The sequence below is a fragment of the Pantoea sp. X-Soil-OKNW-556 genome (genome assembly GCF_059730695.1).
On sequence record NZ_AP035993.1, the window covers coordinates 208,377 to 222,017 of the forward strand.

Annotated in this window: 11 protein-coding genes and 1 pseudogene; 6 read left to right on the forward strand and 6 right to left on the reverse strand. The window is 51.7% G+C overall.

Going from position 1 to position 13,641, the window contains the following annotated elements:
* Positions 1–17: 17 nt before the first annotated feature.
* The 3 genes from AC6I8T_RS26050 to AC6I8T_RS26060 all read right to left on the reverse strand — a co-directional run bounded on the left by AC6I8T_RS26050 (position 18) and on the right by AC6I8T_RS26060 (position 3,866).
* Positions 18–782 (reverse strand): hypothetical protein, encoded by a 765-nt coding sequence (locus AC6I8T_RS26050; protein WP_208727066.1) that lies wholly within the window; start codon positions 780–782, stop codon positions 18–20.
* 92 nt (positions 783–874) lie between these two features.
* Positions 875–2,341 (reverse strand): DUF1254 domain-containing protein, encoded by a 1,467-nt coding sequence (locus AC6I8T_RS26055; RefSeq protein ID WP_497834812.1) that lies wholly within the window; start codon positions 2,339–2,341, stop codon positions 875–877.
* A 73-nt stretch (positions 2,342–2,414) separates the two neighbouring features.
* A complete protein-coding gene (locus AC6I8T_RS26060) occupies positions 2,415–3,866 on the reverse strand; it encodes a DUF1254 domain-containing protein (protein ID WP_497834856.1) in 1,452 nt (483 codons plus the stop codon).
* A gap of 805 nt (positions 3,867–4,671) precedes the next feature.
* Between AC6I8T_RS26060 and AC6I8T_RS26065 the strand changes: the two genes are divergently transcribed.
* Together AC6I8T_RS26065 and AC6I8T_RS26070 are read left to right on the forward strand one after the other, a co-directional pair.
* The gene (locus AC6I8T_RS26065; RefSeq protein WP_497834813.1) at positions 4,672–6,186 is read left to right on the forward strand and encodes a DUF1254 domain-containing protein; all 1,515 of its coding nucleotides are present in this window, start codon (positions 4,672–4,674) and stop codon (positions 6,184–6,186) included.
* A 334-nt stretch (positions 6,187–6,520) separates the two neighbouring features.
* Positions 6,521–7,236: pseudogene (locus AC6I8T_RS26070) on the forward strand (IS110 family transposase).
* A 568-nt stretch (positions 7,237–7,804) separates the two neighbouring features.
* Here AC6I8T_RS26070 and AC6I8T_RS26075 read toward each other — a convergent pair.
* The 3 genes from AC6I8T_RS26075 to AC6I8T_RS26085 all read right to left on the reverse strand — a co-directional run bounded on the left by AC6I8T_RS26075 (position 7,805) and on the right by AC6I8T_RS26085 (position 8,773).
* Complete coding sequence (locus AC6I8T_RS26075; protein ID WP_013512655.1) at positions 7,805–8,014, reverse strand: YdgH/BhsA/McbA-like domain containing protein; 210 nt, start codon at positions 8,012–8,014, stop codon at positions 7,805–7,807.
* Between the two features lie 227 nt (positions 8,015–8,241).
* Positions 8,242–8,433: a DUF6404 family protein gene (locus AC6I8T_RS26080; RefSeq protein WP_208726985.1), complete on the reverse strand. Its 192-nt coding sequence runs from the start codon at positions 8,431–8,433 to the stop codon at positions 8,242–8,244.
* A 58-nt stretch (positions 8,434–8,491) separates the two neighbouring features.
* Positions 8,492–8,773, reverse strand: a complete 282-nt coding sequence (locus tag AC6I8T_RS26085) for a hypothetical protein (protein WP_497834814.1) — start codon at positions 8,771–8,773, stop codon at positions 8,492–8,494.
* Between the two features lie 817 nt (positions 8,774–9,590).
* Between AC6I8T_RS26085 and AC6I8T_RS26090 the strand changes: the two genes are divergently transcribed.
* The 4 genes from AC6I8T_RS26090 to AC6I8T_RS26105 all read left to right on the forward strand — a co-directional run bounded on the left by AC6I8T_RS26090 (position 9,591) and on the right by AC6I8T_RS26105 (position 13,635).
* Complete coding sequence (locus AC6I8T_RS26090) at positions 9,591–10,331, forward strand: YMGG-like glycine zipper-containing protein (protein ID WP_208726986.1); 741 nt, start codon at positions 9,591–9,593, stop codon at positions 10,329–10,331.
* An 86-nt stretch (positions 10,332–10,417) separates the two neighbouring features.
* Entirely contained in the window at positions 10,418–10,900 is a 483-nt protein-coding gene (locus AC6I8T_RS26095) for a hypothetical protein (RefSeq protein ID WP_497834815.1), read from the forward strand.
* 85 nt (positions 10,901–10,985) lie between these two features.
* Positions 10,986–12,128, forward strand: a complete 1,143-nt coding sequence (locus tag AC6I8T_RS26100; protein ID WP_208726987.1) for a tellurite resistance domain protein — start codon at positions 10,986–10,988, stop codon at positions 12,126–12,128.
* 49 nt (positions 12,129–12,177) lie between these two features.
* Entirely contained in the window at positions 12,178–13,635 is a 1,458-nt protein-coding gene (locus AC6I8T_RS26105) for an SrfA family protein (RefSeq protein ID WP_208726988.1), read from the forward strand.
* The last annotated feature ends 6 nt before the right edge of the window (positions 13,636–13,641 follow it).

A 13,641-nucleotide genomic window follows, 5' to 3' on the forward strand; every position in this document is an offset into this window, starting at 1 on the left:
TATGTACGTGGGGGTTATCAGTTCAGAAACTGCAGGTTGAGCCCAAAGAAAATCTGCCACCGGGCCTGACCCGGTCCGTGATCGGCGATGCTTCCCTGAGGTTCCACGAATAAGTTGTAAACCGTTTTGCCGCTCTTTATCACCTGACCCACACCCAGACCGAGCGGTACGCCATAGCTGTCATTCTGGAAGTTATAATTCCAGATGGGCGCAGAGCGCAGATAGGTGCCCCCACCCAGCTGATAAAACAGGAATGGCTGGAAGGCACTCACATTCACATCATTACGGCTGTTGTCTCCCGCAAAGCTGTGCTGCCATGAAGCAAGATAGCCGAACTGAAATACCGGTGAGCTGGCATTAAACAGGACGTTGACCAGGCCAGCTGACCACTTTTCAGAACCCAGCGCGTTCCGGCTGGCGGTGGGTGCGGTAATTTGTGGACCGAATCCAAAGCTGACGGCCGGATTGCCGGTATCAATGAGCCAGGCGGTAAACAGGTTGAGGTCGCCCAGACCGGTCTGATGTCCGCCCGTCGGCGGAGACGGATAGATGTTTAACGGCAGGGACGCGCGCAGCAACCAGTTGCTCTCTCCCAGAGAAAACGGCTGGGCATAACGCAGCCAGAACTGGTTTGCATCCTTATCGGTACCACTGACGTCGCCAATATAGTAATTCTGCATATTAAAGGCGGTCATGTTGGCCAGCGGGTTGTTAGCCTGAGCCGCGCCGGTGGGGCTGTTTTCCGCCGCTGAGGATGCGGCGGCCACGGTGAGCAACGTCATTATCAGAGGGATATTCGGAAACGTCATCATCTGCCCCGTGTCACATGAATTTAGCGGAAAATGCCGGCAGCATGGACTGCCGGCTGACGAATTTACTGTGTTTTCTCAATGCGTGGCGGCTGCCAGGTGCCGTCTAAAATGGCTTTCTCACCCCAGTAAGCACGAATGTACAGGGAGAAAGTTCCCTCTGGTGCCGGCAGCCAGTTGTTCTTTTTATCATCCCCTGGAGAGGTACGGCTGACGTACAAAGTCAGCGAGCCGTCCGGATTATATTTCAGCGACTTGTTTTTGGTGCCCAGTGAGTAGCGGTTAAGCTCATTCGGGCTGAACAGATGACGATCGTTATAAAGCGTCAGCGACCAGAAGCCTTTTACCGGTGGGATCTGACCTTTGGCAAAGGTAACGGTATAACTGTTTTTGCCGTCAAGCTGGGTATGGGTTGCATCATTGTCGGTATAGAAATACTGGGTCTCATCCGGCTTGTTATCGAACATGTTGGATTTAGAGGTGCCAGTGCGGTTGTAATAGTCGACACCAAAATCTGCGTTATTTTTCGAGCGGTTCCACCCGTTGCCCGCAGGCACCCCGTTGTTCTTCCACTTAAAGAAGTCGGCAATCACGGTTTTGTCGGTCTGCTCTGCGGCCTCGTCCATCCATTTACGTACCTGAGGATCTTTATTGCCGGCCGCGACAAGGTGGCGGAACTGTGCGTACATCGCCTCTTCTCCCGGCAGCGGCGGAACCTTGTTCAGCACGTTTTCCAGCTGATCAAAGAATTTGTCAGGTATGACCCAGTGGACCTCCCCGGTACTGGGATCCGGCTTGTCTCCGATGGCGGGAATTTTAGAATACTCAAAGGACTTCATCTTGCCGTCAAACTCGCTCAGCGGATACGACATCACCTGACGAATAGGTGCCTGAATCGCAGCCCTGTCTTCCGGAGTATCGTCCATCTGGATACGCGGTATCATATTGGCCATCTCGGTGGGCGAGTGGATCACGCCGGAAATGCCTTTGGGGGTTTTACCCTTCCAGTCCGGACCGACCAGCAGATAAAAACCCGCTTTTGTGCCGTAAGGTTTGCCAACGTTACCTATCTGATCGGTGCGGGCATCGTAGATGGCATAGACCCAGAAGCGGTCGCCAAAATCGGGCACCTGAATAACAATCGGACCGTTTTCCAGCGCGTAGAAGCCCAGCCCGTAAGCCACATCCTGATTGGGGCAGGTCACGAACGTCTCTTCAGGTTTAATGTAATCCGTCAGCATACTGAGCTGGCCCATCGGCGCCACCGGTACCATGCCGCCATTCAGCGCAGGGTAAGGGGCTTTGGTAATGGTCATACGACGATTAAACTGATTGACCATGGGATAACCCCATATATAGGCCTGCTGGGCTATCGCCTTGACATAGAATTCCGGCATGGTGACGTCAGGTGATGGCTGGCTGAGTTGTTCGAACTTTTCCGGATGGGGTATTGTTACCGGCTCGGTCTGTGCAAGGTTGAAATGACTGGTGGTCAGCAGGGTTATCGCAAGTGCGATCGTTGTTTTACGCATATTCGTGTCCCTCTCAAACAATAAGCGGTGACTGGCACTCGTGACAGCCACCCGGCCCACATTCTCACTGGCATTAATGACTGGTTTTGATCAGATCGTCCGGCACCCAGGTCTGGTCGTAGAAGCCGTCTTCGGTACCGTACAGGCGCAACGCAACCAGGAAGTTACGTCCCTTGATGGTTTTGATAAACGCGTTGTCTGCCACCCCGTCAGGTTTTGCCGGCCCAAACCAGATATCAATCGAGCCGTCCTGATTCTTCGGCTGATCGTAATAGCCATTGGTTGAGGGCAGCAGTTGGTCGGTTTCCGGCATGGTGCCGTCCGTTACGTTGTAGGCAGTGACTGCCCAGAACAGCGCGGCGGGCGGGTTTGGTGGCAGATGGAGCTTGTAGGTATTACCCCCTTCAAGGAAGTTCCCCTCCTTATCATGCGTAGTGAAAGGATATTTTGAACCGGCACCGGTGGTGTGCATCACCATGGCCGCCGCACTGGAATAGGCAATCTGGAAGAAGGCCGCGCGCTGATTTTCATCCAGCGTGCCAAACTGCATCCATTCTGCCGTCGCGCCAGCCCACGAGTTTTCCCAGTGGCGGTCTTTGTAATACAGCTGACGCTGGTCTTCTCGACCCAACTGACGGCGGGCGAAGATCATCTTCGGGGCCATTTCCACGGCCTTATTCAGCAGCTCGGTCTGTTTAGGTGACGGATTAAAGGGCTTTCCTTTGACCATACCAATGCTGAGCAGGGCGCTCCGGGTGGCATCCGGGATGGCGGTCAACGGCTCGTAATCCACAAATGCTTTGAGCTTTGTCCAGTAAGAGGCGTCTACCGGATACATCATGTTAACCCGCTTGCCACTGGCGTCCGGGAACTGCATCGGCTTCACATCTTTCTCCACGTCCCAGAGCGGATACACCCTGGTCGTCTCCGCATTTTTTACCGCCGGGGCCGGATCGGGTTTCCCCTCACCTTTGGCCATAACGGTGCGGAAAAACAGAAAGACGTTATAGGTCGGAGATTTAAAGGCGAAATAGCCCTGTGGCACGGGCCCCTCATAGTCCGGTGGGAGCAGAAGATAGAGCCCACCGCGCGCGCGGTCGGGACCGACTGCGCCCACATCGGTGATGGTATGCTGGAAGAAGTCGGTGAACATGCCGATGACGTCATGCGGTGCTTTGACCACAAGCGGTCCTGTTTCTTTCAGGTCCAGATAGCTCATTGAATAGATCACATCGCCGTTAGGCGTAGGCACCACAGCGCGGCTGTCCATACGCTGCTTCCAGATCGGAAGAATGTTATAGCCTTTTCCGAATGCCGCCTCAGAGCCATCCCGCAGACCAATGGTATTCAGTAGCGGCAGCGTAGTGATGTATGCATGAATTGCATCCTGATAGTAAAGCTCATCACTCAGTGACTGTGCATCATTTTGCGGGAGCCAGTTTCCGTTATTGATTTGTGCCATAAGCGGCGACTGTGGCGGGGCATCGGCGGAGAACACAGGGGTGGTAATGAAGGTCGACAGCATACCGCCTAAAGCAAGGTTTAAGGCCAGGGGGCGAAGTTTCATTTGTTTCCTCTTGAGCAATGAATTTCGTTACCGAATACAGCAAAGAGGCCCGCCGGTTAATCCCGTGTGCCGGCAGGATATAAATGGTGAAATGGCTTAAACCTTACATTTCGAATTAACTGTAGAAAGAAGTATTACAGTTGCCAGTTTGGCTTAATCATTTTGAGAGTGAGTTATCAAAACTTTCAGAAACAACAAAAGAATTACTGATTAATCATGGTTCCGATCACAGCCCATTAAAACAAAAAAATAATTATATAACAGTTGGTTATGTTGATTTTAATTAAAAGCATAAGATCCAGCATGTACTTAGATTTGCGCCAGGCTTAAAAACCAATTTTCAGAAAAGTGCCACATCCCTGGTGGGCAGTTCTGTCTTGTTTCCCATTGATTTTTCAATGATGCGTTACATTAAATTCCAACCTTTTAATTCAGGAGAGGCTCTCTGGATATCTTCAGTGGACGTTTGAGCAAAAATATTATGTACTGATGAAATCCTCCCTCTGGAAAAATCGTATTGTTGATCATGAAACCCCTTCATATATCACAAGTTTGGGGGCTGTGACTTAGTTAAACTGAAAGTACCCTGTGAAATTTTCCTCTTGCTCCCAGCCATGCCAACTACACTGAAATCACGCGCTAAAACGCCGTGTTCTCAATGGGTTCCTGTCCTTCAGCAATGTATTTGTCCATATAGATTTGGGTTGAAACATCTGCCATGCAGAAAGAGTCGCACATTTAAATCCATTCAAGGAAATCATTCATGGCCATATCAAGACGAGGTTTTTACAAGCTGGTTCTGGGCAGCGCGGCAGGTTTCGCCGTGATGAAACATGTCAGTGCCAGACAGCCTGAAGTGCTGCAAAAAGTCCCCCTGCACCATGGCGCGGGCGATAAAGGCGAAACACAGGGCGGTTTCCCGCCCTCAGGCGCCACCTGCTCGGTCGTTGATTTTGACTATCAGATTAAATATCAGCGTGCGTTTGAAGCCGTTCTCTGGAACATACCTGCCGTGGCGATATACAGCTTCCGGCGCGCCGCCTTCGATAACCTGGGCATGAAAGATAACGACATCATTGCCTATTCCCACACGGCAACGCCCAGGCTGGAAGCCATCACGGCCAACAGTACCACGCCTTACATCACAGCGTTTACCGACCTGCAACACGGGCCTGTGGTACTGGAGGTACCCGTTGCAGGCGCAGAGGGCAGTCTGTATGGGCAGATTGTCGATGCCTGGCAGTTCACTATCGCAGACGTCGGCCCGGCGGGTATGGATAAAGGTCAGGGAGGGAAATATCTGCTCACGCCTCCCGGCTATAATGAGGCGATACCGCAGGGGTATCTGCACGTTGCTTCGCCCAACTATCGGATTGCTTTCGCCTTCCGGTCAGTGCCCGCGACAGGAAAATCACTGCAGGATGCCTATCTTTACTCGAAAAAACTGCGCATGTATTACCTCAGCGACGCCGCGAATCCCCCCACCCAGCGCTTCGTCGATCCCAGCAATGATGTCTATCCCACACTGCCGTTCTACGATGAGCGGCATTTTGAGGATATGCATGCCGTAGCCAGCGTTGAGCCGGTACAGGAGCAAGACAAGGTGATGATGGGTATGCTGATGTCACTGGGGATTGAACGCGGTAAACCCTTTGCCCCCGATGAAACCACGCGCAAAGCCATGCGCCAGGCCGCGATTGACGCATGGTTTTATCTGCAGCACTGGTTCGACAACTTCCCCCGCGAAAAGCTCTTCTGGCCAGACAGACACTACGCTTCGCTGTTGCTGGCCGATGCAAACCAGCGCTTCACGTTTGTTTACGATGACAAAATTGACCTGATTAATCGTGCTGCAGAATATTTCTGGTGTACCTACATGCCGAAAGATCTCAGCCCTTCACCTGCAACGCAGTATCTGATGGCGATGGCAGACAGTCAGGGCCAGTTACTGCAGGCTGGCGTCATGTACCGACTGACCGTACCCGCACAGATGCCGGTGAAACAGTTCTGGGCCTTGACGGTGTACAACCGTGACACCATGTCCTTTATCTACAACACGCTCGAACGCACAACGCTCTCTTCCTACGATCTGGACGGGATGAAGAAGAACGCCGACGGCAGCGTGACGATTTACATCGGCCCACAGGCGCCAGTCGGGCTCGAGAACAACTGGATACCGACCAGCGGAAAGCGTCCGCTACCGGCAATGCGGCTGTATGGCCCCACTGATGCCATCAACAATAAGTCTTTTAAACTCGCCGACATTGAGCGCGCATAACGAGTCAGCCCGGAACCAGAGTCGAAGAGGAACAGAACACTGATTGTCATGCTGCTGTCAGCCTTAGCGTCACTTAGCTGGTGCAGAGAAGCAACCAAATGGCAGAGGATGCCTATATTGATGGCTATTCCTTGGATTAAGCCTCCGGGCTCTTTTCTTTGCAATCATTATGTAAGGGCGCGTAAGTATCACCACCACGCTTGCGCTTTGTGTAGTGGTTTTGACATTTTCCCAGTGGATCGACATACGGCATTGTTAGCAAGTACCGTGTCGCAATCCTTTCAACCTTATGCATCCATAATTTCTCTAACAGTTCGTCAGAGAGTTACCGGATATGAACCGCATGGTCGTAGGCGCTGACATCGCCAAAAACGTGATTCAGCTTCACTATGTGGATACTGAAACCGGGGAAGTGGTCAATAAGGCGGTTAAACGCGCCTCTTTCCTGAGCTTCTTTCAGAACCGGGAACCCTGCCTGGTCGGCATGGAGGCCAGCGGCGGCGCGCACCACTGGGCCCGTCAGCTGATGCCCGGTGCCTATGTGAAAGCATTCAACATACGAAACAAAAATGATATGGCGGACGCTGAAGCCATCTGGCGCGCCGCTCAGCAGCCGGGTAAAGCGGTGGCGGTCAAGACGGAGGCTCAGCAGGCGATGCTGGCGTTAAAGCCATCAGCGCCATCCCCGGCGTGGGTTTCCTGACCGCCACGGCGGCCATTGCCGCCACGGGAAGCGCCGGTGCGTTTCGTTCCGGTCGGGAGTTTGCCGCCTGGATAGGGCTGATTCCACGACAGACCGGCACGGGTGGCAAAGTTATACTGAAGGGCATCAGCAAACGGGGTGATAAATACCTGCGCAAGCTGCTGATCAACGGCGCGCACAGTGTGATTCAGAATGCGAATGAGCCGGGAGCGTGGGTAACGGATCTGCTCAAGAGGCGGCCCGTGAACGTGGCATCCGTCGCGCTGGCCAACAAAATGGCCAGAACCATCTGGGCGGTTCTGGCTCACAATACGCCGTATACCATAACACCGCCGGACACGGTGTAGCGGTTCTAGAGCCCCTGATTGATAAGTCTCCTGCGATTGCGCGGGTAGTCGTACGTAATGACAGACAGGTCGGACCGTGGCGCGCTAAACCTGAAAAAAGTATCGAACTCCAGGTTCGCAGAGGTAATGAGGCGTGCGCCAGCGGAATTCATTAGGGCCCGCGACAGTGCTAACTGCCGCAACAAGGCCGGATATATAACTGCAATCGCCTAACTGTCATCACCGAGACTGTCCGGCATACGGGAGGTGCTCATTTATATCTTTTTGTCGGGTTGTCCACATTCCGGGTGCATAGCCTCCCGTGAACCCTGTGGATAAAATCAGCCCCGCCGTGAACCGACAGGGCTGTAGCGTGATGGTTAATTATTGACCGGCGCTATCGCAGGTACTTCTGTATCAGCGCTGCCCCGTGATGAAGATGACGTGCCGTCACGCAGATGCAACTCACATCCAGAGCCAGTTTTTGTTGGCGATGGTCAAACTTGACTCACTGAATTTATGGTACAGCAAATGCGAAAAAGGCCGCCTTTTGGCGACCTCTTCCGGCACTTCTCTGTACGACCATCCGTTATTTGTACAGTTCTGCGGTCATGTGAACACGGTTATTGGTGTTCGCTTCGGTGATTTTGTACTGCGCACCCTGCTGAGCGGCCTGTGCAGCGATTTTCGCTTCTGCACCATCCAGGGTAGAAGCGGAAGCAGTGATGCTCTGCGCAAAGCTACCGAAAGAAATCAGTGACAGGGCCGCAACTGCAACGAAAGTTTTGATAGATTTCATGGTCATTCCCTCATAAGTTTGTTTAATCGGTGAGGCGTTGTGCCTCGATGTGAGAGAGAATAGACCTGTCGACGGGTGAGTAAAAGCTGAGGGATTTGCTGAAAGAACTCAAAAAAATTGAATAAATGTTAACCAGCAAACTGCTTCATCGATCCAACACAACGCGTATGACACGTCGGTATTACTTCCCTGTCAGATGAGGTCAATGAAGCCATACTGCATTTACGTCAAAAAAGATGCCTGATATACCTCAGAAGAAAAACTCCGGATGCGTAAAGCGGGCCTGAAATGAGGGATATGCAGACCGCTTTTCGGGATGAAAGCCCTGCTTTCTTCCACTGCGCAAACCACATGGCCATGCCCCACAGCACGGAAAAACATACCGCGCTAAAGACGAATTCAATCACATAATGCTTCATAACACCTCCCTGATTTTATCTGTTGTTCCTGTCGGATGTTGACCACTTTCTAAAAGTCTCAGCCTGGTTCACCCAGCAAACGATGTCTGTAATATTTTCGGGCAACGTGAATGAGAATTTGACTATAAACAAAGCCGCCAATCGCTCCCATGACGGTAACTCCGGGGAAACCCAATAATTTTGCGCCCGCGCCGGATAACAGTGCACAGAGTAGCAGCCCGACCCATGTTTCCCAATGCCGAAAGGTTGAGGTATAGATATCGTTCCAGCGTTTGCCACACTCTTTTGAAGAAAGTTGTGATAGCTCGGGGATGCTTCTGAGTGACCAGTAGATTTTCATGCTGATGTCCTTATTGCGATGAATACAAACAGGAGAACATAAAAACGGGGCTTATAAAAGACTTACACACTGTTGCGGGTACGCCTGACATCGGACCAGTGGTCCTCTTTGGCGATAAAATTAATGCCAATTGAGCACATTGCTAACCCTGCGCAACCTTGACATTAGAATATTCATCTGGAAAACAGCGTAATCCAGCCTCACATGTCATGTTAATGCGTAAAGAAAGTGTAAGGTGTGGGAAAGTGTATAATTTAGTTGTATTGAAATATATTGTTTCATACCTACTCGTGCAGCCTATAGAATACTAATCATATCAGGTTGATTTCACTGACCTCTGAAGGAAATTAAGCATGGATCGTGTCTTGAAATACTTTCCTTTTTAAGTTAAATACAAAAAAAATCCCTATCGGCAACGATGAAAATTAAAGATGCTTTTGCATCTGTTTCGACGAATATTCCCAATCTGCATAGAGGTTTTCCAACCTCTGGCTACGCAATTCTTTTTGGGATATTGGGTTAGGACTGTTCCTTGTGTTTTGGTGAAAAAAACAACACGACTATTTCTTCTCTGATACTAAAGATCTCAACAAACACGCCGATAACCTCTCCGGAAATAGATGCGACGTATCTCATCTAGTTTCAGAGAAGAGCGAACACTCCAGAAAATAGGTTTATCTGTACCTGTGAGATGTATCGCCACGGATTTGCCTTAACAGATGACAGTCAAATCCTGATTTAAAATTTTAACAGCAAAAGTGTCTATGGACAGCACACTCATTAAGCGCTGATCCATTCGACCATTTAAGGAAAAAAGATGTCGAATAAGTTTAAACGTAGCACTACCTGTCTGCTTGTTTCTCTTTCCCTTCTGCTTGGTGGTTGTGCTAATACCGGAAGCTCCCTGCTCTCCAGCACCAAACCCGATCCACGACTGACCAGTGGCGAACAATCCCAATTATTTAGCAGTTCAGCAGCCCAGGGCTGTGGCATGGGGGCTTTGGCGGGCGCAGGCATTGGTGCCCTGGCAGGGGCTCTGGCCGGAAATGGCAAAAATGCGTTGGTGGGTGCCGCCGTGGGCGGTGCTGCCGGTTGTGCTGCCGGTGTAGCGACCAACTATTACCTGGACAGTCTGAAAAAAGATTACGCCACCACCGCCGATCGACTGCAAGCGATGGATAAAGACATCAATAAAGATACCGCAGATATCGCCAAAACTACCGCAGCGATGAAAGCGGTGATCAGTGAAAACAGCGCGACCCTGACCCAAATTAGCATCCAGAAAGACAAAGCAGGCTTTGATAAAGCCAGTGCCAAAAAAGAACTGTCTCAGGTTGATGCCAATATCAGCGTCATGAAAGACAAAATTAAGAATATGAAAGAAAAAAGTGCTGCTTATAAGGTCGCGTTGCAGGGACAAACCACCAGCACAGCGGCAGATAAAGCCAAGCTGAAACAACTGAACACCGAATATAGCGAACTCAATGGCCAGATTACCGCGCTGGAATCTGAAGCGAATGGTTTATACAGCCAACGCCAGGCTATTTCATTAGGTTGATAATGACGGGCCGATATTATTATCGGCCTGTTTAGATTTATTGCTGAACACATTTCGTTCAGCACGCTCAATTCATGGACGCCCTTATGAGAATTTATGTATTAGTCACTTCCCTGCTACTCGCCGGATGTGCCACATCTCCTCAGGATTGCGATTTGCATGCTCAGGATCCCAGCTTTCTCACCAAGTTGAGCTGCACAACTTCTGGCGGATATAGACAAAAAGTCGACGAGCAAGAGCGCCATGTGCGGCAAAGTCAGCGGGACAATAAAATTGCCCAACAAAATCTCGCGGATACCCAAATCAGGGAACAAGCCTCCAGCCAGAAATTGGCAGATGAACAATCCAGGTTAAAAGCGGCGCGATCTGATCTGGCTCAAACGCTGAAAAAGCTCAAATCGAGCAAAGCCAATAATCAGCAACGCCAGCAAGAAATTAAGCAACTGGAAGCGTTGCAACGTCAGTCTCAGCAGGCCAACAGCGCAGATGAAGTCGCGGTCATTGAAAAGAAAATTGCCGCAGCCAAAGCACGCGTCGCCGAGCTTGAGCAAGCTAACGCACTTCAATAATGCGTCACCTGAGTGGCGGCATTTAATGCTCGCCACCTGGCCAATCAGCATCTGCTGCTAATAACGACAAACATGAATCCGGGCTATGCAACGATTAACAAGATCAGCGCAAATTGATGATGCCACCCTCGCCATTTATGAAGAAACGGTTGCGATTATTCACCGTTATCTTCCGCCTTCCCTCGCGCTGCTTTATGCCACTGCACGTCGAAGCGCCGAAGGGAATCTGGAGTGGTGGACAGCGCGACAAGGTCTTGCCACTCCGCTGTCAGCACTGAGCGACACCGAACAAATCGAAACTCAGCGTAAGCGTCAGCAGTATCAGGACACGGTCGCTGGCTTAATTGACCAGCTTACCGCGCGTGGGGAAACCCAACCGGCTCAGGCATTGCAAACGCTGCTCACCCATTCACAGGATCTGGATTGTTATCGCGTCGGTGGCGAGCCGGTATTAATCAATTGGGCCATCCCGGTACCGGCTCCCTTGACTCAGGTGCCACCACCAGCGAGGCGGTGGAGATTCCTGCCCTGGTTGCTGCTGGGATTATTGCTGCTGATTGCTCTCGCATGGTGGTGGTTCTGTTATCACCACCGCACCGATGCTGCCCTTCCGGTACAGCACACGCCACCTGCGGCAGTTGGCGATGCCTCGCCAAATAAGACCGAGTTAACGCAGGATAATCCCAGCGTCAGCCTTGCTAAAACAAACGACTTCGGCCGTATCAAAGTCAATCTGACCTGGCAGCAAGGTCAGAATCACCAACCGGTAGATCTGGATATTGCCGCGTTCATTAAATTGAAAAATGGCAGAAACACCGGTGTTGAGGCACTCAGTAAATACCTGGGTGACTATGAAAAAGCCCCCTTCATGCTGTTGCAAAAAGATCTGCGCGATGGCGGCAGCAAAGATGGCGAATGGCTGTTCATCAACGGCAGCCAATGGCAGGAGATTGATGAGGTACTGATCTACAGCTTCATTTACGGCGGCGCGAATAACTGGCAGGGACTGGATGCCACGATCACGCTCTCTGTGCCGAATCAGCCACCTATCTCAACCACTTTGGTCAATAGCGGTGAACGCAATGAAGTTGCGGCAATCGCGCGAATAAAAAACGTCGATGGCGACCTCAAAGTTGAGCGGCTTAACAGCTTCTTCCCGGACCGGGAGTCACTGGCTAAGCACTATGGCTGGAATTTTGAATGGACGCCTGGCGCCAGCAAAAATTAGCCACCGTCATCTGACTTGCGTTAATTAACAGCCCTACAAGGTTTAGACAATGCGAAATTCGATTCAGGGACCACTGTTACGTACCGGAAACAACTCGTCTTTTAAGGCGCTGGGGGAGACGGGTTATCCAGTGTTTAAGATGGCCTTTCAACTCCGTGAAGCTATTTACCGTCTTGATGCCGGGCGCGATTTAGCCCGCCATCTTGCCATCCCGCAAAATGAGCAAGGTGGCGATCGTACAGATTGGTACAGCAGCTTTGCAGGCGATGTCATTCCCTGGCGCAGTGCCACGGAAAGCGAGCGCGCCTCAGCACGTCAGCAGTTCACCGGATTCCAGATGGCGGTTCAGGCGTTGAGTGAGCAGATGCTGAACGCTGAGAACAGCGGTGCAGGCGGCGATCGGCGGGTATTCGCTCAGTTATTAAAATCCGTCGTTAACTTCCCCGATGATGATTTTCTTTATCTGGTTAACGGCGTACTGGTGATCACCTTCTGGGGTTTTGTCCATCCAACAGGTGAGCAGAGCAACCCGATGCACTGGCTGCAACCCAGCTCAGTACCCGAGCCAAAAGCCGTCGCCCCCCTCACCCAGCCACTGGCGCAAGCGGCTCCAACGGCTGTTCACACCGTTGAGACGGTGACACACACCCAACGGCGGAAATGGAACTGGCGATGGTTACTCTGGCTGCTGGTCGCCCTGCTGGCTCTGGCGCTAATCCTGGGATTACTGCGTGGCTGCGTTCCGTCGCTTTCCCTGCCGGGACTGCCGAAATTGTCCGCTGAGAATAACCCTAGCGAACCGGTCGGCAACCTGGACAACAGCCAAAACGTGGCGGTCAATCCTTCAGCCAACTCCGGCTCTCCTGTTGCGGGGAGCACGGATGCGACCAGCAGTGGAGCAGTGGCGAGCACCGCTGAGGTGAATCAAACCGGTACAGGGGGTGTCGATGAGCCGCCGATTGTGGATACCTCCACATCAGATGCACCGGCACTGACGGACTCCCGTGAGCTGCCAGCACCTGATTCCGCCGCGACAACTACACCACCCGTGATGCCAGAACCACAAAACGTTGAGCCGCAAAATCCTGCGGTCACGCCCAATAGCGTGCCCCCCGTCCAACCCGTGCAGGGTCAACCACTGACGCTTCCTGGTACGTTACCTGATGGACCTGCGCAGTTTCTGAACGGGCAGTGGCGAGTCAACGGCGGAATCCAGGACAAACTCACCGGCCGTCCGTTGCAGTTGCAATACAACTTCAAACAAGGCGAAGGCACCGTCAGCGTCCGTCAGTCCAATGGCGTCACCTGTACCGGTGCGGCTAAAGGCAATGTGCAACAAGGCGCGCTCAATATTACAAATCCTGAGCAGATGAAGTGTACCGATGACTCAAACTTTATTGGCCCAACCATAGAGTGCAAAGCGCCCGCGGCTGGTCATACCGATTGTGTCGGCAAGAATGAGGGAGATAAAACCTTCCCCATTCGTATGCTGCAAACCCATTCTTAACAGGGA